The 24362-nt window shown below is 69.0% G+C and carries 19 protein-coding genes, 1 tRNA gene and 1 pseudogene; 14 read left to right on the forward strand and 7 right to left on the reverse strand.

The window, feature by feature from the left end; all coding sequences use genetic code 11:
• Positions 1 to 5 precede the first annotated feature (5 nt).
• Positions 6 to 1790: a glycosyl transferase gene (locus tag L1857_RS12175; protein WP_116113062.1), complete on the forward strand. Its 1785-nt coding sequence runs from the start codon at positions 6 to 8 to the stop codon at positions 1788 to 1790.
• On the opposite strand, the gene L1857_RS12180 is transcribed toward L1857_RS12175, so the two are convergent.
• The gene (locus tag L1857_RS12180) at positions 1787 to 2689 is read right to left on the reverse strand and encodes an NAD(P)-dependent oxidoreductase (RefSeq protein ID WP_094004775.1); all 903 of its coding nucleotides are present in this window, start codon (positions 2687 to 2689) and stop codon (positions 1787 to 1789) included. The two genes, L1857_RS12175 and L1857_RS12180, sit on opposite strands and share 4 nt — an antisense overlap.
• A 64-nt stretch (positions 2690 to 2753) precedes the next feature.
• Here L1857_RS12180 and L1857_RS12185 point away from each other — a divergent pair, with 64 nt between their 5' ends.
• Positions 2754 to 3188 carry a MerR family transcriptional regulator gene (locus L1857_RS12185; protein WP_338024694.1) on the forward strand — a complete coding sequence of 145 codons (435 nt, stop codon included), beginning with the start codon at positions 2754 to 2756 and terminating at the stop codon, positions 3186 to 3188.
• 69 nt (positions 3189 to 3257) lie between these two features.
• Positions 3258 to 3827 carry a carboxymuconolactone decarboxylase family protein gene (locus tag L1857_RS12190; protein WP_116113060.1) on the forward strand — a complete coding sequence of 190 codons (570 nt, stop codon included), beginning with the start codon at positions 3258 to 3260 and terminating at the stop codon, positions 3825 to 3827.
• Here the strand turns inward: L1857_RS12190 and L1857_RS12195 are convergent.
• Entirely contained in the window at positions 3787 to 4731 is a 945-nt protein-coding gene (locus L1857_RS12195) for a sigma-70 family RNA polymerase sigma factor (RefSeq protein WP_116113057.1), read from the reverse strand. The two genes, L1857_RS12190 and L1857_RS12195, sit on opposite strands and share 41 nt — an antisense overlap.
• A 51-nt stretch (positions 4732 to 4782) precedes the next feature.
• Here L1857_RS12195 and dnaG point away from each other — a divergent pair, with 51 nt between their 5' ends.
• From dnaG to L1857_RS12235, 8 genes and pseudogenes are all read left to right on the forward strand, one after another.
• Positions 4783 to 6669, forward strand: a complete 1887-nt coding sequence (dnaG, locus tag L1857_RS12200) for a DNA primase (RefSeq protein ID WP_116113055.1) — start codon at positions 4783 to 4785, stop codon at positions 6667 to 6669.
• A gap of 3 nt (positions 6670 to 6672) precedes the next feature.
• Complete coding sequence (locus tag L1857_RS12205) at positions 6673 to 7191, forward strand: hypothetical protein (RefSeq protein WP_249465140.1); 519 nt, start codon at positions 6673 to 6675, stop codon at positions 7189 to 7191.
• A gap of 15 nt (positions 7192 to 7206) precedes the next feature.
• A complete protein-coding gene (locus L1857_RS12210) occupies positions 7207 to 7962 on the forward strand; it encodes a trans-aconitate 2-methyltransferase (protein WP_249465143.1) in 756 nt (251 codons plus the stop codon).
• Positions 7963 to 7979: 17 nt separating this feature from the next.
• Positions 7980 to 8636 carry a transcriptional repressor LexA gene (gene lexA / locus L1857_RS12215; protein ID WP_094004781.1) on the forward strand — a complete coding sequence of 219 codons (657 nt, stop codon included), beginning with the start codon at positions 7980 to 7982 and terminating at the stop codon, positions 8634 to 8636.
• 554 nt (positions 8637 to 9190) lie between these two features.
• Positions 9191 to 10936 (forward strand): type I restriction-modification system subunit M, encoded by a 1746-nt coding sequence (locus L1857_RS12220; RefSeq protein ID WP_094004782.1) that lies wholly within the window; start codon positions 9191 to 9193, stop codon positions 10934 to 10936.
• Positions 10933 to 12180, forward strand: a complete 1248-nt coding sequence (locus L1857_RS12225) for a restriction endonuclease subunit S (protein WP_094004783.1) — start codon at positions 10933 to 10935, stop codon at positions 12178 to 12180. Before L1857_RS12220 ends, L1857_RS12225 begins: the two co-directional genes overlap by 4 nt.
• Entirely contained in the window at positions 12180 to 15317 is a 3138-nt protein-coding gene (locus tag L1857_RS12230; protein ID WP_094004784.1) for a type I restriction endonuclease subunit R, read from the forward strand. Before L1857_RS12225 ends, L1857_RS12230 begins: the two co-directional genes overlap by 1 nt.
• Before the next feature lie 163 nt (positions 15318 to 15480).
• Positions 15481 to 15765 (forward strand): annotated as a pseudogene (locus L1857_RS12235) (tyrosine-type recombinase/integrase); the annotation flags it as partial.
• A 57-nt stretch (positions 15766 to 15822) separates the two neighbouring features.
• Here the strand turns inward: L1857_RS12235 and L1857_RS12240 are convergent.
• Positions 15823 to 15895, reverse strand: a tRNA-Asn gene (locus L1857_RS12240).
• 142 nt (positions 15896 to 16037) lie between these two features.
• Here L1857_RS12240 and L1857_RS12245 point away from each other — a divergent pair.
• The 3 genes from L1857_RS12245 (at position 16038) to L1857_RS12255 (ending at position 17105) form a co-directional block, all read left to right on the forward strand.
• Positions 16038 to 16280, forward strand: a complete 243-nt coding sequence (locus L1857_RS12245; protein ID WP_094004797.1) for a hypothetical protein — start codon at positions 16038 to 16040, stop codon at positions 16278 to 16280.
• Between the two features lie 99 nt (positions 16281 to 16379).
• Positions 16380 to 16844 (forward strand): hypothetical protein, encoded by a 465-nt coding sequence (locus L1857_RS12250; protein ID WP_162831189.1) that lies wholly within the window; start codon positions 16380 to 16382, stop codon positions 16842 to 16844.
• Positions 16845 to 16901: 57 nt separating this feature from the next.
• On the forward strand, positions 16902 to 17105 hold the full coding sequence (locus tag L1857_RS12255) for a helix-turn-helix domain-containing protein (protein ID WP_094004799.1): 204 nt from the start codon (positions 16902 to 16904) through the stop codon (positions 17103 to 17105).
• Between the two features lie 136 nt (positions 17106 to 17241).
• Here L1857_RS12255 and L1857_RS12260 read toward each other — a convergent pair whose 3' ends face one another.
• The 4 genes from L1857_RS12260 to L1857_RS12275 all read right to left on the reverse strand — a co-directional run bounded on the left by L1857_RS12260 (position 17242) and on the right by L1857_RS12275 (position 24334).
• On the reverse strand, positions 17242 to 18144 hold the full coding sequence (locus L1857_RS12260) for a sugar phosphate isomerase/epimerase family protein (protein WP_094004800.1): 903 nt from the start codon (positions 18142 to 18144) through the stop codon (positions 17242 to 17244).
• A gap of 20 nt (positions 18145 to 18164) precedes the next feature.
• Positions 18165 to 19085, reverse strand: a complete 921-nt coding sequence (locus tag L1857_RS12265; protein WP_094004801.1) for a multicopper oxidase domain-containing protein — start codon at positions 19083 to 19085, stop codon at positions 18165 to 18167.
• A 27-nt stretch (positions 19086 to 19112) separates the two neighbouring features.
• Positions 19113 to 20708, reverse strand: coding sequence for an OmpL47-type beta-barrel domain-containing protein (locus tag L1857_RS12270; protein ID WP_240323348.1), 1596 nt, complete (start codon positions 20706 to 20708; stop codon positions 19113 to 19115).
• Between the two features lie 68 nt (positions 20709 to 20776).
• Positions 20777 to 24334, reverse strand: coding sequence for a ThuA domain-containing protein (locus L1857_RS12275; RefSeq protein ID WP_116113040.1), 3558 nt, complete (start codon positions 24332 to 24334; stop codon positions 20777 to 20779).
• Positions 24335 to 24362 lie beyond the last annotated feature (28 nt).

Here is a 24362-nt window from a genome sequence, read left to right on the forward strand (position 1 = left end):
AAAGAGTGACCGCTTTGCTGCAGGCGCCCGAGACCGTGCCCGAGGTCGGAGAGGAACGGCGCCGGTTCGGCCGCGCCGACGCACTGGTCATCGCCATCTACATCGTGGCCGCGTTCATCCTCTACGCCGGGCTGTGGGTGAACCTGGGCAGCGGCGGCTACATGTACAACAGCGGCCAGGACCAGAACATGTGGGAGTGGTTCTTCGCCGTCGCCGCCCACTCGGTCTTCCACTGGGAGAACCCGCTCGGCACCACCCTGCAGAACTACCCGGTCGGCGTGAACCTGATGGCCAACACGGCCATGTTCGGCCTGAGCATCCCGCTGTCGCCGATCACCGAGCTGTTCGGTCCCACCGTGACCTGGGCGATCGCGCTCACCGGCGGTCTGGCCGGCACGTCGATCGCCTGGTACTGGGTGTTCTCCCGCCACCTGGTCACCTCACGCACGGCCGCGGCGATCGGCGGCGCGTTCTGCGGCTTCGCGCCGGCGATGATCTCGCACGGCAACGCGCACCCCAACTTCGTGGTGCTGTTCCTGATCCCGTTCATCGTGATGCGGCTGATCCGGCTCGCGCAGGGGCACCGCCCGGTGCGCGACGGCATCATCCTCGGCCTGATGCTCGCCTACCAGGTGTTCCTGGGCGAGGAACCACTGCTGATCATGATGATGGCGTTCGTGCTGTTCGCCGCCGGCTACGCGGTGTCGCGGCCGCGCCAGGCGCTGCGGATGGTCAAACCGATGGCCGGAGGCCTGACGGTAGCGGCGGTCGTCGCCATCGCCATCGCGATCTACCCGCTGTGGTGGCAGTTCTTCGGCCCGCAGAGCTACCTCACCCTGGAGCACGGCCCGGTCGGCAACGACACCGCGGCGTTCACCCGGTTCGCGACCGAGTCGATCGCCGGCCAGCCCGAGGCGGCCGCGGACGTGTCGATGAACCGCACCGAGGAGAACGCGTTCTTCGGCTGGCCGCTCATCATCCTGGTGGTGGTGCTGACCGTCTGGCTGTGGCGCAACGTCGTGGCCCGCGCCATCGCGATCTCGATGTTCCTGATGGCGTGGCTGTCGCTGGGCGTCGAGATGGTCGTGAACCACGAGGAAACCGGGATCCCCGGCCCGTGGAAGCTGCTGTACGAGCTGCCGCTGTTCGACTCGCTGCTGGAGTCGCGGCTGGCGATCGGGTGCATCCCGGCGGTCGCGGCACTGCTCGCGATCGCGACCGACCGGGTCTTCGAGGCCGCGCCGGCCTTCCGGGACCGGAACCTGCCCGTCCGGTTCCTGTGGCTGGGAGCGCTGGCCGCGGTGCTGCTGCCGATCGCGCCGACGCCCTACAAGACCTACGTTCGCCCCGAGGCGCCGGCCTTCTTCGCCGACGGCGCGTGGCGGCAGTACGTCGGGTCCGGTTCGGTGGTCGTCGTGCCGCTGCCCAACGGCGGCGACGCGCGAGCCCTGCACTGGCAGGTGGAGGCCGACCTGGGCTTCCCGCTCGCCGACGGGTACTTCGTCGGGCCGAGCGGACCGGACGACAAGCGCGGCCGCTACGGCGCGGTGAACCGCCCGACGGCCGACCTGCTGGCCGACGTGCGCGACAGCGGCGAGGTGCCGACCGTGACGCCAGCGCAGCGCGCCCAGGCGGTCGAGGACCTGAAGTACTGGAAGGCCGACGCCGTCGTGCTCGCCCCGGTGACCAACGGCAACGCCCTGCACGAGACGGTGGACCAGCTGCTCGGCGGGCAGGCCGTCTACGTGGACGGCGTGTGGGTGTGGGACGTCCGCGCCCTGCGCGGCTAGCGTGCCTGGTGCTTGAAGACCTCGAACACCGCCAGGTAGTTCTTGCCGCCGTGGCCGTCAGCGATCGCTCGTGCCGCGATTTCCCTCATCAGGCGCGGCTGGTCGGTCTGCACGCCCTGCTCCTGGGCGGTGCGCGCGATGTGGTCCAGCGCGTTGAGGTTCATCTCCAAGGTGCCGAGATCACCCGGGTACTCGCCCTTGTCCAGGACCGGTGCCTCCTCGGCGAGCATCGGGCCCAGCACCGCGGGCAGGAACCAGCCGATGGCCAGTTCGGCGAACTCCACCGCCGGCACCCCGGCCGAGCCGGCCATCGCGGTGGCGTGCAGGTATCCGTTGATGGTGGCGTACATCATCTCCAGCAGCGCGGTGTTGTACAGCACCGCCAGGCCGGGATCGGAGCCGAGGTACCGGGGGTCGCCCATGCTCGCCAGCGTCGGCCGGTGCTCGTCGAACACCTCCCGCGAACCGCTGTAGAGGAAGACGGATCCGGGGTGCCCGACCATCGGCGGCGGCACCATGATCGCGCCGTCCAGGTACGACACGCCGCGCTCGGCCGCCCACCCGGCCGCCGCGTGCGCCTCCTTCGGAGTACCGGAGTTGAGGTTCACCAGCACCCGCCCCCGCAGGGCGTCGCCGGCGGAGCCGAAGACCTCGTACATGGTCTCGTAGTCCTTGAGGCACATGATCGTGACCGGGCTCGCGGACACCGCCTCGGCGACGGTCGCCGCGCGGCGGACGCCCGTGGCGACCAGGCGATCGGCCTTTCCCGGGGTGCGGTTCCAGACGGTCGTGCGGTGGCCGCGGCCCCGGAGCGCCCCGGCGAGGGCGAGGCCCATGGGCCCGAGGCCGACGACGGTGACGGGCGCCTGCCGCGCGCTTGCTGATTGTTCGTTCGTCATGCGAATAGACTGCGATCTCACACCGATGAGAGAGTCAACTGAACGTGGTGGTCGTCATATGCGCATGGGCGAGTTTTCGCGACGGACCGGGGTCAGCCAGCGGCTGCTGCGGTATTACGAGGAGCAGGGCTTGCTCACGCCGTCGCGGCGGCCGAGTGGCTACCGCGAGTTCACCGAGGAGGACATCGCCACGGTCCGGGGCATCCGGATACTGCTCGGCGCCGGCCTCAACACCGCCACCATCGCCGAACTGCTGCCCTGCATGATCGACGACGGCCGGATCCTGGCTGCGGCGTGTTCCGGCACGCTGGCCGGCCTGGACCGGGAGCGCGAACGCATCGACCAGGCCGTGGCCGGTCTGCTGGCCGCCCGCCGCACCCTGGACGCCATCATCGCCGCCACGGACCCGGCCGTGACCGGCGATCCGGAAGCCTGCGTGGCGGCCGGTTCCGGGATCCGGCCCGACGACACCGGTTCGCTGGCTGGCGCCACCACGTGATGCGGCGCCGGTCTGTCACATCTCGCGAAGCCGTCTCGTCCCCTTCGTAGGACCACGAAGGAGGACCCCATGCCACGCATCCCCGCGGTGACCGAACAGGACGCCGGACTGCTCACCAAGCTCGTCTACCGCTACGCGCGCAAGCGGTTCGGCGCCGTGCCCGAGCCGTTCGCCGTCGTCGCACACCGGCCTGCCCTGATGCGCGCCAGCGGGATCCACGAGATGCTCGTCGAGAAGGCGGTCAAGCACCTGCCGGTGAACGTCGCCGAGCTGGCCCAGTACCGGACGGCCGTGCGGCTGGGCTGCTCGTGGTGCGTCGACTTCGGCACGATGCTGCAGAAGCACGCCGGGCTGGACATCGACCGCCTGAAGAACATCGACGCCTACGCCACCTCGGAGCTGTTCACCCGCCAGGAACGCCTCGCCCTGGCCTACGCCGACGCGATGTCCGAAACGCCGGTCGCGGTCACCGACGAGCAGGTCGCCGAGCTGGAGCGGGAGTTCGGCCGCGCCGGGCTGGTGGAGCTGACCTACCTCGTCAGCCTGGAGAACCAGCGCGCCCGCGTCAACAGCGCCCTCGGCATCACCGACCAGGGCTTCACGTCCGGGGACGCGTGCCGGGTGCCGCAAGCCGGGTGAGCTTGTCCGGGTTGGCCTGGTCGTAGATCGCGGTGATCCGCCCCTCCCGGACGGTGAACATCTCCAGGTGCGCGTCCAGCGGCCGGTAGCCGTCGCCGCCCGGGGCGGGCGGCAGGTAGAACCCGAGATCGCCGTTGACCAGCAGCGGACGCCCGTCGGTCAGCGCTTCCGGCCGGTAGAACCGCCGCAGGCCGAGGAAGAAGCGGATGACCTTGTCCGCGCCCACCATGACCTGCACCGAGGTCTTGGCCTTGCCGTTGCTGTCACCGATGAGCACGACGTCGGGGTGCAGCACCTCGGCCACCGCCCGGACGTCGCCGTTCGCCAGCGCCCGCATGAACCGGTCGAGCACCTCCTGCTGCTCGGCCAGGTCCGCGCGCGGCGGCGGCTGGGCGTCGTCCAGCGCACGGCGTCCGCGCGAGGCGTGCTGACGGGCCGTCGCGGTGGTCACCCCGAGGATCTCCGCGATCTCGTCGAACGGCACGGCGAACGCGTCGTGCAGCACGAACGCCACCCGCTGCTCGGGCGTGAGGCGGTCGAGCACGACCATCGCCGCCATGCGGACACCCTCGTCGCGGACCGCGGCCTCCAGCGGATCGTCCCCGGCCGGCGCGCCCAGCGGCGTGATGATCGGCTCCGGCAGCCACTGGCCGACGTACCTCTCCCGCCGCGCCGTCGCCGACCGCAGCCGGTCCAGGCAGATCCGCCCGACCACCGTGGTCAGCCACGCTCGCGGCTCCTGGATCTGCGTGCGCTTGCCCTCGCTCAGCGCGGCCAGCCGCAGCCACGACTCCTGCACCGCGTCCTCGGCGTCGCTCACCGAACCGGTCAGCCGGTAGGCGACGGCCGTCAGGTGCGCGCGCAGCCCGGCGAACTCCGCGGCGAGGGCATCCAGCGTGGTCACGCACCGAGTGTGCCGTACGGCCCGGCCCCGCCGGTCACTAGACTGGTCGTCGTGGCAGGCCGGATCCGGGAAAGTGACATCGCGGAGGTTCGCCAGCGCAACCGGATCGACGAGGTCGTGGGCGACTACGTGGCGCTGCGCAACGCCGGCGGGGGAGCGCTGAAGGGGCTGTGCCCGTTCCACGACGAGAAGACCCCGTCGTTCAACGTCCGCCCCACGCACGGCACCTTCCACTGCTTCGGCTGCGGCGAGGGTGGCGACGTCATCAAGTTCCTGATGAAGATCGACCACCTCCCGTTCGTCGAGGCGGTCGAGCGGCTGGCCGACCGCGTCGGGTTCCGGCTCACCTACGAGGGTGGCGGCGGCAGCGTCCAGCGCGACCGCGGCACGCGCTCCCGCATGGTCGAGGCGCACAAGGTGGCCGCCGAGTTCTACGCCGAGCAGCTGCGCACGCCCGAGGCCCGGATCGCCCGCGACTTCCTCGCCGAGCGCGGCTTCGACGAGACCGCGGCCCGCACGTTCACCTGCGGCTACGCCCCGGCCGGCTGGGACAAGGTGACGAAGTACCTGCTCAACCGCGGGTTCGAGTTCAGCGAGCTGCTCAAGGCCCAGCTGGTCAAGGAGGGCCGCCAGGGGCCGATCGACCGGTTCCACCGGCGGCTGGTGTGGCCGATCCGGGACCTGTCCGGCGACGTCGTCGGGTTCGGCGCGCGGCGGCTGCACGACGACGACCCGATCCAGGCCAAGTACCTCAACACCAGCGAGAGCCCGGTCTACAAGAAGTCGCAGGTGCTGTTCGGGCTCGACCTCGCCAAGCGCGAGATCGCCAAGCGGCACCAGGTGGTCGTGGTCGAGGGCTACACCGACGTGATGGCGATGCACGCGTCCGGCGTGCCCACCGCGGTCGCCTCCTGCGGCACCGCGTTCGGCGAGGACCACATGAAGGTGCTGCGCCGGCTGCTGATGGACGACGACGCGTTCCGCGGCGAGATCATCTTCACCTTCGACGGCGACGAGGCGGGCCAGAAGGCGGCGCTGAAGGCGTTCGAGGGCGAGCAGACCTTCGCCGGCCAGACCTACATCGCGGTCGCGCCGGACGGCATGGACCCGTGCGACCTGCGGCTCGCCAAGGGGGAGTCCGCGGTGCGCGACCTGGTGGCCCGGCGCACGCCGCTGTTCGAGTTCGCGATCCGCAGCATCCTCAAGGAGTACGACCTCGACTCGGTCGACGGCCAGGTCGCCGCGCTGCAGCGCACCGTGCCGCTGGTCGCGCAGATCAGGGACCGCGCGAAGCGGGACGGCTACGCCACCAAGCTGTCGTGGTGGGTCGGCTGGCAGGACGAAGCCATGGTCGTGCGGCGGGTGCGGGAGAGCGCGGGCGGCGCGGTCCGGGGCAACGGCCGCCGTCCGGCGCAGCGCGTCAACGGCACCGCGGTGGCGGACGTGCCGCGGCCGGACCCGAACGACCCGCGGCTGATGGCGCAGCGCGAGGTGCTCAAGGCGGCGCTGCAGGAACCGGCGTACGCGGGCCCGGAGTACGACGCCCTGCCCGAGGAGGCCTTCACGCACCCGGCGTACGTGGCGGTGCACCGGGCGGTGCTGAAGGCCGGTGGTGCCAGCAGCGGGTTGTCCGGGCCGGCGCTGATCGACGCGGCGAGCCCGTACACGCCGGAGGGGCCGGTGCGGTCGCTGCTGTCGGAGCTGGCCGTGGAACCGTTGCGCGCCAAGGGCGAGGCCGACGGCCGCTACATCGGCAGCATGATCGCCGCGGTGCAGGAGAACCTGGTGGGGCGGCAGATCGCGGAGATCAAGTCGCGCCTGCAGCGGCTGTCGCCGATCGAGGCGGCCGACGACTACCGGGCCCTGTTCGGCGACCTCGTCGCGCTGGAGGAGTACCGCAAGGCGCTCAAGGTCCAGGCCATCGGCGGGATGGACTAGCGCGTGCGGTGGCTGCGACGGCTGATCGGCGACCCCCTGCCGGAGGACTTCCCCGGGCGGCTGGTGGAGTCGGAGAACGCGATCGGGTCGGCGCCCGTGCGCGGCGGGCACCTCGTGGTGACCGAGCTCGGGTTGTGGATCCCCGTGCCCGAGGGCGCCCGGCGCATCGGGTGGCACCTGATCAGCAAGGCGACCTGGGGTGACGGGACGCTGACGGTCACCGAGGCCGAGGAGACCGGCACGGCGGGGGCGGCGGTCGTGCTGCGTGATCGGGAGCCGGTGCGGTTCGAGCTGCCGCGGCCGGGCAAGGTGCCGTGGCTGGTCCGCCAGCGGGTGGACGGCTCGATCCGGGGCCGGCACCGCGCCGAGCTGACCAGCGGCGGGGTGTGGTTCGTGCAGCGGAAGCTGCCCGGGCGGGACGGGGTCGTGCTGCAGGCGCGGCCGGATGCCGGGGTGGACCTCGAGGTCGTCGCCGCGATCGCGCGCGAGGCCGCGGAGAAGCTGGCGCCGCCCCAAGCCTAGCAGTACGCTCGTACTGTGTGGGATCCGGTGAAGTACCTCGACTACGCGGACCTGCGGGGACGCCCGTTCTACGACCTGATCGCCCGGATCGGCGCGACTGACCCGCGGCGGGTCGTCGACCTGGGCTGCGGCCCCGGCAACCTCACGGTGTCGCTGGCTTCGCGCTGGCCGGGGGCGAAGCTGGAGGCGCTGGACAGCTCGCCGGAGATGGTCGAGGCGGCGCGGGCCGCGGGGGTCGACGCGCAGGTGGGCGACGTGCGGGAGTGGTCGCCGTCGCCGGACACGGACGTGGTGGTCACCAACGCGGTGCTGCAGTGGGTGCCGGAGCACCGTTCGTTGTTGCGGCGCTGGGTGGAGGAGTTGCCCGCGGGCGCCTGGTTCGCGATGCAGGTGCCGGGCAACATGGATTCGCCGTCGCACTCGCTGGTTCGTGAGGTGGCTGGTCGTGCGGAGTGGGCTTCTCGCGTGGGCGGGCTGCGTGGCGTCGAGGCGGTCGACTCACCCCTGGAGTACGCGGAGTTGTTCGCCGACGCGGGTTGCTTCGTCGACGCCTGGGAGACGACGTACGTCCAGCGGCTGAGCGGGCCGGACGCGGTGCTGGAGTGGATCACCGGGACGGCGTTGCGGCCGGTGCGGGCGGCGCTGGACGACGGTGAGTGGGCGCGGTTCCGGGCGGAGCTGGCGCCGCTGCTGAACGAGGCGTATCCGCCGCGGCCGGACGGGACGACGTGGTTCCCGTTCCGGCGGGTGTTCGCGGTGGCGCGGGTGTGAACGTCTAACATCCGCGGGTGGCCTCCTACGACGATCTTTTCGAGCACCTGGACGTGGCGTCACTGCCCGAGCGGCAGCAGCGGATCCTGGTCGCGATCCGCGATTGGGTGAACCGGTACGGGTACGCGCCGAACACGCGGGAGATCGGGGAGGCGGTCGGGCTGCGGTCCTCGTCGTCGGTGTCGAAGCACCTGGCGGCGTTGGAGGAGAAGGGTTTCCTGCGCCGCAGCGCGACGATGTCCCGGCCGATCGACGTGCGGGCGTTCCTTTCCGGTTCTTCGTCGCGGGCGGATTCCGGTGACTCGGTGCCGGTGCCCGTGGTGGGCGACATCGCGGCCGGCACGCCCATCTCGGCGATCGAGCAGCTGGACGACACGCTGACCCTGCCGCGCGAGCTGACCGGCCGGGGCACGGTGTTCGGCCTACGGGTACGCGGCGATTCAATGATCGACGCAGCGATCTGCGACGGCGACATCGTGGTGGTGCGCCAGCAGTCGGAGGCGCACTCGGGCCAGATCGTCGCGGCAATGATCGACGAGGAGGCGACGGTGAAGGTCTACCGGCGCCGCAACGGGCACGTGTACCTGGAACCGAGAAACCCAGCGTACGAGGTGATAGACGGCGACCGGGCGGTGATCCTGGGGGCCGTGGTGTCGGTGCTGCGCAGCGTCTGATCTTGGGGCCGGGGAGGTGGAGACCTGGGCTTCTGCTGTGGTGACTCGCCCTGCCTCTTCGGCATTTGCCACGTCTGTTCGCGCTAGTTTCGCCCCTGTTGATGTCACGATTTGATGTCAGCGGTGGGTCGCCGGGCGGACGCAAAAACGCTGTTCAAAGCGTTGCGCCTGGACCGTGCTCCACCTTTCCGCGATCCAGAGCCGCCCGTAACCGGGTGGAGCGCTGTCAACCCCTTGTAACTGATCACGCCGCACAGCCGAACTACGAGATGTGACTGTGCGTGCACGAGCCGACCACCAGAGGCACGATCGGTGCGAAGCGGGGTTGACGACATCCGGCCCGGATTTGTTTGTCCGGCGATCGCACAAAGGTGCTGCCTCCCGTCGGCCGCCTGCCTCTGCTGGCCGCGCGGCAGGCAGGGTGCCGTGATGCACAATGATGCTCTTGTGACGCACCGGCTGCCGCAGACTGTGGGCTGTCTGTTCGGACGGCTCGCACGGGCTCGCGCTGAGCGTCCAACATTCATCGTCGAGTGAGCCTCGTAAGGAGCTTTGTGAGCACACTGGGTAGTTTCATCTGGTCGATCGCCGACCAGCTTCGGGGTCCCTACCGCCCTAACCAGTACGGCAACGTGATTCTGCCGCTCACGATCCTGCGCCGCCTCGACTGCATCCTCGAGCCCGACCGCGAGACGGTGCGTGAGCTGGCGGCGAAGTACGACAATCCGAACCGGCTCAGGATCGAGGTCAAGAAGGCGACCGGCCGGCCGTTCTACAACACGTCGAATTACTCCTTCGCCAACCTGCTGGCCGACGCCGACGGGCTGGCGGACAACTTGGCCGACTACATCGACCGGTTCTCGCCCGATGTCGACGTCTTCGAGTACTTCGACTTCAAGAAGGAAATCCTCGCCTTGGAGAAGGCGGGGCTCCTGCGCGAGGTCATCACGTCCTTCAAGGCCGTCGATCTGCATCCGGACGTCGTGTCCAACGCCGACATGGGCGATGCGTTCGAGTACATCATCCGCAAGTTCAACGAGGCCGCGAACGAGACCTCCGGCGATCACTACACCCCGCGGGACGCGATCCGGCTGCTGGTCGACTTGCTCTTCGCCGAGAGGGACGTCGACTTGGCCGAGGCCGGCATCGTCCGCACGCTGTACGACCCCACCGCAGGCACCGGCGGCATGCTCGCCCTGGCCGAGGAGCACCTGCTCGCACAGAACCGCGGCGCGAAGCTGAGCCTGTATGGCCAGGAGTACAACCCTCAGTCGTACGCGATCTGCAAGTCCGACCTGCTGGCCAAGGGGCATGACGCGACCAACATCGCCTTCGGCAACACGCTGACCGATGACGCGTTCAAGGGCCGCCAGTTCGACTTCTGCATGTCCAATCCGCCGTACGGCGTCGACTGGAAGCAGTACGCCAAGGCAGTCACGAGGGAGCGCAACGAAGCCGGCCCCTATGGCCGGTTCGCCCCTGGTCTCCCGGCGACGTCGGATGGCCAGATGCTCTTCCTGCTCCACCTGGCTCACAAGATGCGGGCGCCGGAGGATGGCGGCGGCCGGGCCGGGATCGTGATGAACGGCTCACCGCTCTTCAACGGTGGCGCCGAGTCCGGCCCCTCCAACATCCGTAGGTGGCTGCTGGAGAACGACCTGGTCGATGCCATCGTCGCGCTGCCGACGAACATGTTCTTCAACACCGGTATCGCCACCTACATCTGGATTCTTGACAACGCGAAGCATCCCGACCGCAAGGGCAAAGTCCAGCTCATCGACGGAACGTCGTTCTGGACCAAGATGCGCAAGAATCTCGGCGCCAAGAACCGTGAGCTCAGCGACGCGGACCGCGCCAAGATCGTCCGGCTGTACGCCGACTTCGAAGACGCAGACCCCGACTTCTCCAAGGTGCTGCGCAACGACGAGTTCGGCTACTGGACCATCACCGTGGAGCGCCCCCTCCATGACGAGAATGGCAAGCTGGCGGTGGACCGTAAGGGCAAGCCCAAGCCGGACACCAAGAAGCGCGACACCGAAAATGTCCCGTTCACCTACGGCGGCTCGACCGCCGGTGCGGCCGGCAAGTTCGAGGTCATCCAGGCGTACTTCGACGCCGAGGTAAAGCCGCACGTCCCCGACGCCTGGATCGATTGGGCCAAGGTCAAGACCGGCTACGAGATTCCCTTTACCCGGCATTTCTACAAGTACGTCCCGCCGCGTCCCCTCGCTGAGATCGATGCCGATCTGGAGAAGCAGGTCGCCAAGATCCTTGACTTGCTGCGGGAGGTGGAACAGTGACGGGGCCGCTGTGGGAGACGTTGCCTGAGGGCTGGCAGGCAGGACAGGTCAAGCACGCTGCGACGGTCACACTCGGCAAGATGTTGCAGAGCAATGATTCGGGCGGTGACGTTCGTGCACCCTACATGCGTGCCGCAAATGTGCAGCCCGACGGAGCGTTGTCCCTCAATGACGTGAACGAGATGTGGTTTAGCGAGGCGGAACTGGAGCAGTTGAGCATCCGAGCGGGGGACGTGGTTGTTGTCGAGGGCGGCCAAGGCGGGTTCGGCCGTGCTGCGTATGTCGACGAGGAGCTATCTGGCTGGGGATTCCAGAACTCGATCAACCGGCTCCGACCGATTGGCGGCTTCGATGGCCGCTTCATCGCGTTCTACCTGATCGCGCTGCGGGCTAGCGGTTTTGTTCATGCCTATTCCAACGTTGTCTCGATGCCGCACCTCACGGCGGAGAAGCTCGCCAGGATTCCGATTCCACTGCCCCCGCCAGAGGAACAGCGCACCATCGCCAACTACCTCGCCCGCGAGACCGCCCGCATCGACACGCTGATCGAGGAGCAGCAGCGCCTGATCGAGATGCTCCGCGAGCGGCGCCGGGCAGTGCCTATGCATGCCATTCTCCAGCCGACAGGTTCGGCGACAGACAAGCTTGGACGTACGGCTCGTATCGGCAATGGGTCGACTCCAAGACGGGATAGCGCTATCTATTGGCGCGGCGGGCACGTCCCTTGGCTGAACAGCTCCGTCGTCAACAAGTCTCGGGTCAGCGGAGCCGAGCAGTTTGTGACTGCCGTGGCGCTCCGCGAATGCCACCTGCCGGTTGTTGCTCCTGGCTCTGTCCTGGTTGGCCTGACCGGCCAGGGAAAGACACGCGGGATGGCAACGATTCTCGACATCGAGGCCACGGTGAACCAGCACGTTGCGTACGTAACTCCTGATCGGAGCCGGTGGTTGCCGGAGTACCTTTTGTGGTCGCTCAGAGCGGCTTATGACGAGCTTCGACGGCTTAGCGAGGAAAATGGAAGCACGAAGGGCGGCCTCACGTGCGAGGCGCTGAAGCAGTTTCGGCTCGCCGTACCTCCACTCGACGAGCAGCGCCGCATTGCAGCGTATCTCGACGAGCAGACCGCCAAGATCGACACTCTCATCGCCGAGACCGAGCGGTTCATCGAACTCGCTCGCGAGCGTCGTGCGGCGTTGATCACGGCGGCGGTGACGGGACAGATCGACGTGCGAGAGGCGGCGTGATGGCCGGTCACAACGAGGTTGTCTTCGAAACCGAGATCTGCGAGTACCTGGCCGAACATGGGTGGCTGTACTCGGAGAACGACAACGGCTACGACCGCGAACGCGCCCTGTTTCCCGAGGACCTCTTCGCGTGGCTGAAGGAGACCCAGCCGGCGGCGTACGGGAAAGCCTTGAAAGCCGCGGGGTCGGAGGCGAAGTTCCTCGACGTGCTGACCACGGCGCTCGACAAGCCCCTGGAACACGGTGGCGGGACGCTGAACATCCTGCGCAACGGGGTGCAGTACATCGGCGGTGGCCGGTTGAAGATGGCGCAGTTCCGCCCCGAGACCAGCCTGAACGCAACCACCAACGAGCGGTACGCGGCGATGCGTGTGCGGGTGATGCGGCAGGTGCATTTCTCCACCGCCGACCAGCGCAGCATCGACCTGGTGTTCTTCATCAACGGGCTCCCGGTCGCCACCGTCGAGCTGAAGACCGACTTCACCCAGTCGCTGGATGAGGCGATCAACCAGTACCGCAAGAACCGGCACCCGCTGACCAACGGCCGTCCGGAGCCGCTGTTGTCGTTCGGACACCGGGCGCTCGTGCACTTTGCCGTCTCCAACGACCTGGCCGCGATGACCACCCGGCTCGAGGGCGAGAAGACCCACTTCCTGCCATTCAATACGGGCCACAACGGGGGCGCGGGGAACCCGCCGGCTGAGGACGGCCGGTCGGCGACGGCATACCTGTGGGAGCGGGTCTGGGAGAAGCACGCCTGGCTCAACATCGTCGGCCGGCTGATGATCGTGGAAACCAAGGAGGAGTGGGATGTCACCACTGGCACCTCGGTGCGGCGTACGACCATGCTTTTCCCGCGGTTTCACCAATGGGAGGCCGTGACGAACATCGTGGACGCGGTGCGCGAGGAGGGCGTGGGGCAGCGCTACCTGATCGAGCACTCGGCAGGGTCCGGGAAGACGAACACCATCGCCTGGACTGCGCACCGGCTGGCGCGGCTGCACGTGAACGACGAGAAGGTCTTCGACTCGGTGATCGTGGTCGTGGACCGTACCGTCCTCGACGGGCAGCTCCAGGAGGCGATCCGGCAGATCGACGGGTCGGGGAAGATCGTGGCCACGATCAGCCCGGAGGACGTCCGCAAGGCGGGGGCGAAGTCGAAGTCCGGGCTGCTGGCGACCGCGCTGAAGAACGGTGAGCTGATCATCGCGGTGACGGTGCAGACCTTTCCGTTCGCGCTCGACGAGATCCGGGCCGACCAGGGGCTGAAGGGGAAGCGGTTCGCGGTGATCGCGGACGAGGCACACTCCTCGCAGTCCGGGCAGATCTCCTCCAAGCTCAAGGCCGTGCTGACCGCGGAGGAGGTCAAGGAGATCGAAGAGGGCGGCTCCGTCGACGTCGAGTCGATCCTGGCCGCGGAGATGACCGAGCGGGCCGAGTCGGAGAACATCTCCTACTTTGCGTTCACCGCGACGCCGAAGAACAAGACCTTGGAACTCTTCGGCCGCAAGGGTCCTGACGGCAAGCCGGTCGAGTTCCACCTCTACTCGATGCGGCAGGCAATCGAGGAGGGCTACATCCTCGACGTACTCAAGGGCTACCAGTCCTACGACACCGCACTGAAGATCGCTGGTCAGGCTGAGAGCGGTGACGGCGATGTGGTGGTGGAGGAGGCCGCAGCGCGGAAAGGGCTGATGCGGTGGGTGAAGCTGCACCCGACCAACATCAGTCAGAAGGTGCAGATCATCGTCGAGCACTTTCACGTCAACGTCGCCCACCTGCTGGAGGGCAAGGCGAAGGCGATGGTCGTGACCGACTCGCGCAAGGCCGCAGTGAAGTACAAGAAGGCGATCGACGCCTACATCGCCAAGCGAGCCGCCGTGGATTCCTCGTACAACTATCGCACTCTGGTCGCCTTCTCCGGCTCGGTGACCATGGCTGAGGACGAGGAGTGGGTCTCGGACTGGGGGCCACAGCCGAGCAAGGACGACGAGTTCACCGAGACCAACCTGAACCCGGGCGCCGGCTCTGATCTGGCCGCAGCCTTCAAGGGCACGACGTACAAGATTATGCTGGTCGCCAACAAATACCAGACGGGGTTCGATCAGCCGCTCCTCTTGGCAATGTACGTGGACAAGAAACTCTCCGGGGTCACGGCCGTGCAGACCCTCTCCCGGCTCAACCGGACCCACCGCACCGCGGGCGGGGAGCAGAAGCGCAAGACGTTCGTCATCGACTTCGTGAACAAGCCCGAGGACATCCGGGCTGCATTCGAGCCCTACTTCACCAATGCCACCCTGGAGACCGAGACCGACCCATACGTCGTTGTCCACCTAGCCATGAAGCTCGCCCAGGCTGGGATTTACACGCCGGAGCAGGTGCGACAGGTGGCCGAACTATGGGTCACCCGCAAGGGCAACAACGCGCTCTCGGCAGCGATCAGTCCCGCCAAGGACGAGTTCGCCCGCCGCTATGCGAAGGCGATCGAGGCCGACGACAAGGTCACTCTCAACACCCTCGATCTGTTCCGCAAGGACGTCTCCACTTACGTCCGGCTTTACGACTTCATGAGTCAGATCGTCGACTACGGCGACCCGTACATGGAGATGCTGTCGATCTTCTTGCGGCTTCTCGAGAAGGTCATCGCAGATTCATCGTGGGCAGCCGAGGTCGACCTCTTCGACGTGGTCCTGGTCGGCGTCAAGCACACCAAGGGGACACCGGTCGACATTTCGCTGACCGGCGACGGGGAGCTCAAGGGCATCAGCGCCGCAGGCACTGGGGAGCGGAAGGAGCCGAAGTACGTCGCCCTCCAGGTCGTCATCGACAAGATGAACGATCTCTTCGGCGCCGAGTCGTTCACCGAGTCGCAGGTCCGGGAGTTCGTGCAGGGCCTGGTGCGGCGGCTGCTCGCCTATCCGGACCTGGTCAACCAGACCAAGGTGAACTCGAAAAAGCAGTTCATGGAGTCGCAGGATTTCCAAGCCGCGGTCACCGAGGCGGTCGTCGAGAACCAGTCGGCCCACAACACCATGGCCGACTACTTCTTCAGCGACGGTCCGGGTATCAGCGCCGTCATCATGGCGCTCGCGGACGCCTTCTACGAGGCCGCGATCGATCAGCGCACGGACGTGTGAGCAGCCCGGCCCGTAAGGAGGTCGTCCGGCCCGGTTGACCAGCGTTATGATTCCAACACCACCGCCACTCTGAGGCGGGTTCGGGTGAGCTGATGTTCGGGGAGTTTAGGCGCGTCGATCTGCATCGCGGCGTCAAGGAGCACCCTCGGCACCGGGGCAGCCGGACGACCTCGTGTTCATCACCCGATCGGGGAGGGGCGAGCCGTGGGACGTGAACACCATGCTCGACCGGGTGCTACGGAGAGCGAGCATCGACCGCAGCCGCGTGCATGACTTGCGCCACACCTGCGCGACGCTGCTCCTGGAGGACGGGGCGACCATCCGCGAGGTGATGGAGCAGCTCGGCCACGCCTCGATCACGACCACGGCCAACATCTACGGTCACGTGCTGGACCAGGCGAAGCGCCAGATGGCCGAGCGGATGAACCAGCTGGCCGCGGGGAACTGATGTCACCCCTGGATGTCAACAGGGCCCCGGATGATCTCCGGGGCCCTGTTTGCGCTGCTCCCCCGGCTGGACTCGAACCAGCAACCCTTCGGTTAACAGCCGAATGCTCTGCCAATTGAGCTACAGGGGAACGCTCTGCCTGCCCGGATCGCTCCGGGCTGACGGGAGAGAACTTTAGCTCATGGGCGATCGCGCTCTGCACGCACCCCCCGGCACTTTCGCGGGGGTTGGGGGACAATGAGTGATCGAGCCGGAGACACCAGGAGGCGGGCATGAAGACTTTCCTGCTCGGCGCGGCCGTCGGGTACGTGCTCGGGGCGCGGGCGGGCCGTGCGCGGTACGAGCAGATCGTGCGGACCTACCGGGCGGTCGCCGACCACCCGGCGGTCCAGGGCGCGGCCGGGGTCGTGCGGGCCAAGGTCGGCGAGAAGGTGGGGGAGCGGCTGCCGTTCGCGCGCTCCCACGGTGGGCCGAACGGTCACCGGGCCCGGGAGCCGAAGGCCACGCAGGCCTGAGGCGCCTCGGGGTGGTGATGCTCACTCCGGGCTCCGGGCTCCGGTTCCGGGAATTCCCCGGAGGCGGGCACGCGGTGATCGCGGCTAGCGTCACTGCTCGTGCTCTTGCGTACCTTTCAGCCGCTGTCCCGCGTGACCGGCGACCTCTTCGGTGACTGGGACCGCGTGCCGCCGGCCCTGGTGGCGCCCTACCGGGCGATGGTCGACGCCATGGAACGCGCCGGGGTCGCCACCGGCGGGCGGCCGCCGGTGTGGGCGTGGCGCGGTGAGCTGCGGCTGATCGACGCGGTGTCGCTGTTCGACACCGAGCACGAGCTGAGCCGCGGCTTCGCGACGGTCGAGTTCGACGCGCCCGAGCGGCTGGTGGTGGCCTCGGACTACGGGCGGTGGAACGACTTCCTCGCCGCGTCGCTGGAAGGCCGGGAGTGCGCGTGGGAGCTGGGGCCGGCCGAGCGCGAGCCGGTGCAGGTGTGCCTGCCGTACCTGCGGGCGGAGTGGGTGCGCGACGTCCGGCCGCTGCCGACCGGCGGGTGGGACCGGCTCGACCTCGTGGCCGCGGTGTGAGTCACCTTGTCCTGTTGTGTCATTGACCGGCCGTGGCCGGGCGATGACGATCGCGGAGTGGGAGAGGTGACCGACCTGCCCCGCGGCGACCTGGTGCTGCTGGGGCTGCTCGCGGAGGGGCTGTCGCCGGAGGAGGTGGCCGAGCGGGTGGGCCTGTCCGGGCGAACCGTGCGACGCCGCATCAGGGCCGTCTGCGACCGCCTCGGCGTGGCGACGCCCATCCAGGCGGTGGTGTGGGCCGTGCGGCGCGGGGTGATCTGACTTCGTGCCCGGCGGAGGCCGGGTCGGCGGTGGCACGGGGGCGCGCGTGCCCGCGGCCGTGTGGTGGCGGGGGCACGGGCGTGGGCGGTGGCTCCGGCGGGCCTGCCAATCCCCGCCGGAGCCGGACCCCGCCCGCCTAGCGCAGCCGCAGGGCGGCCAGGTAGTCGTGCATGCGGTCGGCCCGTGAATCGGTCAGCGGGTTGCTCTGGTCGTCGTTCTCGATGATGAACTCGCGCATGCCCAGGCGGGTCGCGCCGCTGAGGATGGTGCGGTAGTCGATCACCCCGGTGCCCAGGTCCGCCAGGTTGCCGGAAGCGTCCAGGTCCTTCACGTGCGCCAGCAGCATCCGCCCCCGGTTCGCCCGGATCAGCTCGACGTTGTCCTGCGCGCTCAACCCCGCCGCCGACGACCACGCCATGTCCAGCTCCAGGTACAGCAACTCCGGATCCGAACCGTCCAGCAGGATCTGGTAGAAGCTCCGCCCGTCCGGCCCGTGCCCGGTGAACTCGCTGGTGTGGTTGTGGTACCCGAGCTTCATCCCCGCCCGCCGGATCCGCTCGCCGGCCCGGTCGAACACGGTAGCGGCCTCGGCGAAACCCTCCGCCGTGTCCGGCACCCCGCCGGGGCACACGATGTACCGCTGCCCCAGGATCCGGGCCATCTCGATCAGCTCACCCACCCGCGCGTCGTCGAGGAACTCCGCGTACCCGTGGTGACTGGACACCGCCCGCAGCCCGTACTTCTCCAGCAGCGGCCGGACCTCCCGCGCGTGCGCCGGATCCGTCCCGCCCGGGAACCCGGCGAACTCCAGGTTCCGGTACCCGGCCCGGGCCAGCGCCCGCAGCACCGCCTCCGGCTGGGACATGAACGCGTCCCGCACCGAGTACATCTGCAACCCGATCCGGCTGTTCGGGATGCGCCGCCCCGGCGAGGCGGCCGCCGTCGCGGGGACCCCCAGCGCCGCCACCCCGGCCGCCGTCGCCGCCACACCCTTCAGGAACCGCCGCCGGTCGACGACGACGGGCACACCACCACACATGCCGCTCTCCTTCGCGAATCTCAGTGTTCGTGGACACCGGGCGGCATGGTGCCGTCGGCGTTGCGCACCAGGAACATCCCGGCCATCCCCATGTCCGAGTGGTTCTGGACGTGGCAGTGGTACATCCACATCCCCGGCCCGACCCCCTCGCCGGCGATCACCTGGAACCCGAACGACACCCCGGGGTTGAGGTCCTTGATGTCGATCAGCGGGCTGGGGTCGTACTCGCTGGTCCGCATCCCGGTGCGGTTGTCCAGCCAGCGGTGCCCGTGCAGGTGGAAGGTGTGGAAGTTGCTGCCGTGCCCGATCGCGATCCACTCCACCCGCTCGCCGAGGTTCGCCTCGAACGTCGGCGCGTCGTGGTGCGACCGGTTGTTGATCATCATGTCGTTGAACACCACGGTGAACTGCCGCTTCGGCAGCAGATCGCCCTGCCGCCGCACCACCAGCGCCCCGTACAGGCCCTTGAGCACACCCTCGGTGCCGTGCTCGGTGCCCATCGCGTGGTCGTGGTAGTGCCAGTAACCCGCCGTGCCCTCGGCCCACGACCCGTCCGCCCGCCGGTAGCCGACGTGGCTCTTCCACACGTACCGCCGGGTCTGGCCGGGCATCACCGCGGAGCCGTTCATCAGCGTGCCGTCGGAGTTGATGTCGTAGTCGACGCCGTGCGGGTGCAGCGACAGCACCCGGTCGGTCGTGTTGACCAGGTCGATCTCGAGGGTGTCGCCCTCCCACATCTCCAGCACCGGCCCGGGCACCGTCGCCCCGCCGGGCGCGAGGCCGTAGCCGTACAGCTCGTCGGAGATCTTCTCGGCGTACATCGTGATCCGCCGGGTCGTGCCCTGCGCCCGCACCGGTGCCGCTGCCGCGACACCGGGCACCGACGCGGCCAGCCCGGCCGCCGCGGTGCCGAGCACGGCGCGCCGCGTCAACTTGGCCATGAATGGTCCTTTCGTGAAAGGGAGGAGTCACACCATGCGTTCGAACGCCGGGTTCGGCTGCCGCTCCTGCTTCGAGGGGCCGCTCGACGACACGATGGTGAACGTGACGCTGCCGATCTCGCTGGTGTTGCCTGCCTCGTCGGTGGCGCGGTAGCGGATCGTGTGGGTGCCGACGCGGTCGACGACGAACGGCTTGCGGTAGCGGGTGAACACGTTGCCGTCCAGCGAGTACTGGATGCGCGCGACACCCGAGGCCTCGTCCGTCGCGGACAGCGTGACCGTCACCGGGCCCACGTAGTCCCACGACCAGTTCTGCGCCCCGGACAGCTGCACGGACACGACGGGCGCGGTCAGGTCGCCGGCTTCGGCGATGGTGAACGACAGCATCCGCACCGCGCTGGTGTTGCCTGCCCGGTCGGTCGCCCGGTAGTGCAGCATGTGCGTGCCGACCGCGGTGATGGTCACCGGCTGGCCGTAGCGGACGAAACCGGCGCCGTCCAGGTCGTACTCGATGGAGGCGATCCCGGATTCGGTGTCGGTGGCGGCCAGGACGAGCGTGGCCTTGCCGACGTAGGAGCCCTCGGTGTTCAGCTCGCCGTCCAGGTCGGCCGTCACGTAGGGCGCGACGACGTCGCCGAGCGGATCCACCTGCACCGTCAGGGTTTTCGGCTCGCTGGTGTTGCCGGCCTTGTCGGTGGCGCGGTAGGTCAGCGTGTGGGTGCCGGTGCCGAGCACGACCGGCTGGGTGTAGGTCACGTACCCGCCGCCGTCCATCGTGTACTCGACCTTCGCCACGCCAGACTCGGCGTCGGTCGCGCTGAGCGTCACGGTGGCGCTGCCCGCGTAGTTCCCGGCGTCGTTGCGCTCACCGGCGACGCTCGCGGTCACCTGCGGCGCGGTGGTGTCGTCGTTGGGCTGCACGACGTTGATCACCAGGGTCTTCGGGTCGCTCGCGTTGCCCGCCTTGTCGGTGGCGCGGTAGTGCACGGTGTGCGCGCCGGGCGCGGTGATCGTGACCGGCCCGCTGTACGGGCGGTAGGTGTCGTCGTCGAGGGTGTATTCGACGGTCCCGACCCCGGAGCTGTCGTCGGTCGCGGTCAGCGTGAGCGTGGCCGTGCCGACGTAGTTGCCGTCGGCGTCGGTGGTGCCGTCGACGGACGCGGTCACCTCGGGCGGCGTCGTGTCCTGCTCGCCGCTCTCGGTGACGATCAGCTCGCCGCTCATCGTGTGCCCGGGCATCGCGCAGTAGTAGCGGTACTTGCCCGGGGTGAGGGTCACCTGCGCCTGGTGCAGCCCGTGCTGGGCGTCCAGCGGGCTCGCGGTGATGTTGAGGTCGACGTCGTGGTTGTAGCCCGGCGTCGACGTGTCGAAGGTCAGGGTGTGCGTCATGCCGGTGGTGTTGCCGGTGTCCGTGCTGTTCTCGAACACGATGGTCGCCGGGCCCGCCACCGCCGTCGCCGGCGCCGAGGCGTACTCGGTCAGGCTGTCGTCGGCGGTCCAGGTCAGCACCTGCTCGGCCGCCGCGGTGATCGGCACCGGCTCGGCGACCGCGGCGGTGGTCGTGCCGGTGAGCAGGCACAGTCCCGCCGTCGCGGCCACGAGCGCGCCACGCAGAATTCTCATGGGTTTCCTCGCAGGGGGGAGCCCGGTGGCGCCGCGCGCGGCGGCGCCACCGGGGAAACGGGAGTTGCTTACAGCTGCCGCACCCGGATGTTGCGGAACTCGATCACGTCGCGGTCGCTGTGGTTCTGCAGCCCGATGAACCCGCTGAAGAACTGCCGCAGATCGGTCGGCGGGTCACCGGCACGCGACGACTGCTTGCCGGGCGTGTTGTCGAACTCGTTGATCACCACGCCGTTGCGGATGACCGTGTAGTGCTGGCCGGTCACCCGCACCTCGTAGTCGTTCCACACGCCCTTCGGCGTCGGCATCGCCCGGTCCAGGCCCACCTGCGAGAAGTTGTAGACCGAACCGGTCTTCTGCGCGTCACCCGCGGTGTTGTCGTTGATCTGGATCTCCTGTCCACAGTAGATCGCGACCCACGCCTGCGAGGTCCGCGCCGAGCCGACCGTGCCGCAGCTGCCCGGCGGGCGTTGCTCCAGCGGGATGCGCGGATCGGGGAACCGCGTGAACACCCCGCTGTTGGCCCGGTCACCGGCCGGTGCCACGTCCCGGAACTGCAGCCGCACCGAGAAGTCGCCGAACGCCTTGCCGGAGTACCACAGCATGCCCATGCCGCCCGCGCTGTGCAGCGTGCCGTCCGGTTGCAGGTCGAACCGGCCGTCCGGCGCCTGGCTCCAGCCGGCCGTCGAGGTGCCGTCGAAGAGCCATTCGTAGGCGGTGGACCGGCCGACCTGGGACGCCGAGGCCGCCCGGGTCAGCTGGTTGGCCTCCTTGTCGGACAGCAGCCCGAAGCCACGCAGCTTCGCCGCCACGTCGGTCACGTACGCGGTGAACGCGTCGTGGCTCGCCCACGGCCGCTCGTCGTCGACCAGGTCGTTGATCGTGCAGGCGAGTCCGATGTTGCGGTTGGGCACCGCGGTTTCGCTGTCCAGCAGCCACACCTTCTGCCGGGCGTCGGGCGCCGGGCAGCTGACGGTCACCGGCAGGTTCGCGGTGGCCTTCTCCCCGTCGGCGTAGGTGACCTCCAGCGTCGCGTAGTACGTGCCGCCGCGCAGGTAGGTGTGCTTCGGGTTGGCCTCGGTGGAGGTGGTGCCGTCACCGAAGTCCCAGCGCCACGCGACGCCACCGGCCTTGGCGCCGGTGAACGCCATGGTCATCGGGCCGGCCTGCGTGGTGGTCCCGACCGTGGCGGCCGCGGGAGCCGGGGTGGCCGCCCCGCCGTGGTAGGTGATGCGCAGCAGCTTCTGGTTGGGGTCGAGGCTGAAGAAGCCGCCCGCGTAGTCCAGCAGGTACAGCGCGCCGTCCGGGCCGAACTTGGCGTCCATCCAGCTCTGCAGGCCGGTGTCGCCACCGCCGCCCTTGATGATCTGCCGCAGGTCCTCGGCGAACGCGGGCGCGCCCTGGGCAGGCACGCGCGCCGGGTCCAGCGTCACCGCGATCCGGTTGTTGCCGTTGGACTCGTCACCGATGAACCACTTGTCCTCCCAGTACGCCGGCCACGCGACACCGCTGGCGGTGTTCACCTCGGCGCGGTGGTAGGTCGGACCGGACATCACGGCCTGCCCGCCGCCCTTGAGGTAGGGCTCGGTGTAGGTCGCCTCGGACTGCACGTAGGACGGGACGCCGCTGCCGTCCGCGCGCGCCGGGTAGACCGGGCCGCCGCCCTGCGGCGAGTACCAGATCGCGTTGTCCCGGGCGGGCGGGATGTCCACCAGGCCGGTGTTGCGCGGCGAGGTGTTCTTCAGGTTGTCGCAGTCGTACCAGCCGGTGAGCACGCTGGCGTCGGTGTTGCTGCGGTCGCGGTAGGGCTGCCGGTTGCCCATGCAGTACGGCCAGCCCTGGTTGCCCGCCGAGGTGATGACGGTGGCCGTCTCGTACTTGGCCGGCCCCAGTTCCGGGTTCGGCGCGCCGGCGTCCGGGCCGACCCAGCCCGCGGTGAGCCAGTCGTGCTGCTTGTCGACGGCCAGCCGGGCGATGTTGCGCACGCCCATCACGTAGATCTCCGGGCGGGTCTTGCCGCCGCCCTCCTCGGTGCCGGTGAACAGGTTGCCCGGCGGGATCGTGTAGGTGCCGTCCGGCTCCGGGTGGATGCGCAGGATCTTGCCGTTGAGGTCGTTGGTGTTGCCCGACGTGCGGCGCGCGTCCTGGAACGAGACGCCCTGGTACTCGGCCGTCCAGTTGTTGCCGGAGTAGCCGTCGGAGCCGCCGGAGGAGTTGTTGTCCCCGACGCCGATGTAGAGGTTGCCGGCGTCGTCGAACGCCATGCCGCCACCGGCGTGGCAGCAGCTGTGGATCTGCGCCGGCCAGTGCAGCAGGTCCTTGCGGGTGGCCTGGTCGATGGTCTGGCGCGCGGCGTCGTAGGTGAAGCGGGACACCGTGCGCTGGCCGATCCGCTTCTCCCGGTCGATGGAGGAGTGCGGCATCCAGTAGACGTAGAACCAGCCGTTGCGCGCGAAGTCCGGGTCGAGCGTCATGCCCACCAGGCCCTCTTCGTTCTTGACCAGTTCGTCACCGCTGCCGCGGTTGCCCATCACGGGCAGCGTGGTGAGCAGCTTGACCTGCTTGGTCTTCGGGTCCCACTGGTGGATGGTGCCGCAGCCCAGGCCCACGTTGGGGTCGTTCCAGTCCACGATCGGGCCGGACGGGCAGGCGGCCTTGCCGATGTAGAACACCTTGCCGTCGGGGGCGATGGTCAGGCCGTGGGGTTCGCCGATCTGGTCGAGCTGGCCGGGCGCGTTCTGCTTGGTGAGCCGCTCGACGGTGTAGTTCGAGGCGATCGTGGCCTTGCAGTCGCCGCGCACCATGCCGGTGGTCCAGCGGATCGCGCCGAGCAGGTGGCCGCGGAAGAGCTGGTCGGTGGTGTAGCTCTCGACGGTGCGGCCCATGCCGGTGTAGAAGGAGCGGCCGCCGGAGTAGTCGCGGCACCAGGACACCGGGTGGAACGCGCCGTTGGCGCCCTGCCCCGGCTGGTACTTCCACTCCTCGACCTGCGCGATCGTGTGCACCTGGCCGACCGGGTTCGGGCTCCAGTTCAGCCACTGGTCGGAGCGGGTCCAGTTCAGCGGCAGGCCGGCGTTGGCCGGGTGCTGGCGGTCGGTCACGTCGACGACGGCCTGCTGCACGGTGTCCGGGCTGGTGGTGGGCCGGGTGCCGATCAGGCCGGTGAACCAGTCCGATGTGGACTGCGCGCGAGCGGCGTCGTGGACGCCGACGAACCCGTTGCCCGCGGCGACGAACGCCTTGAGCGCGTCCTCCTGCGCGGCGCTGAGCGTGACCGAGTTCGCGGAGAGGAACACGACGCCGCGGTAGCGGGCGAGGTTGGCCGGGGTGAAGGCGGCCGGGTCGGCGGCGACGTCGGCCTGGAATCCGCCGGTGCGGCCGAGTTCCTGGATGGCCGCGGCGGCCGTGTTGACGGGGTCGGCCTGGCGGTCGGAGGGGCCGTGGAAGACCAGGACCCGGACGGGTTCGGGCGCGGCGGCTGGTGGTTGCTGTGGTGGGGGTGCCGGTGCCGCGAGTGCGGGCAGCACGGGCACGGCGGTGAGCAGGACCAGCCCGCACAACTGGGCCAGTACCCGGCGGAACCGGCGTCTTGATCGGTTCGGTTCGAGGACACGTCGGTGGCGCATACCATCCCTCGCTCGGATTTCCTGGGCT

It is taken from the genome of Amycolatopsis thermalba (assembly GCF_023376025.1).
GTDB classification, from domain to species: Bacteria; Actinomycetota; Actinomycetes; order Mycobacteriales; family Pseudonocardiaceae; genus Amycolatopsis_E; species Amycolatopsis_E thermalba.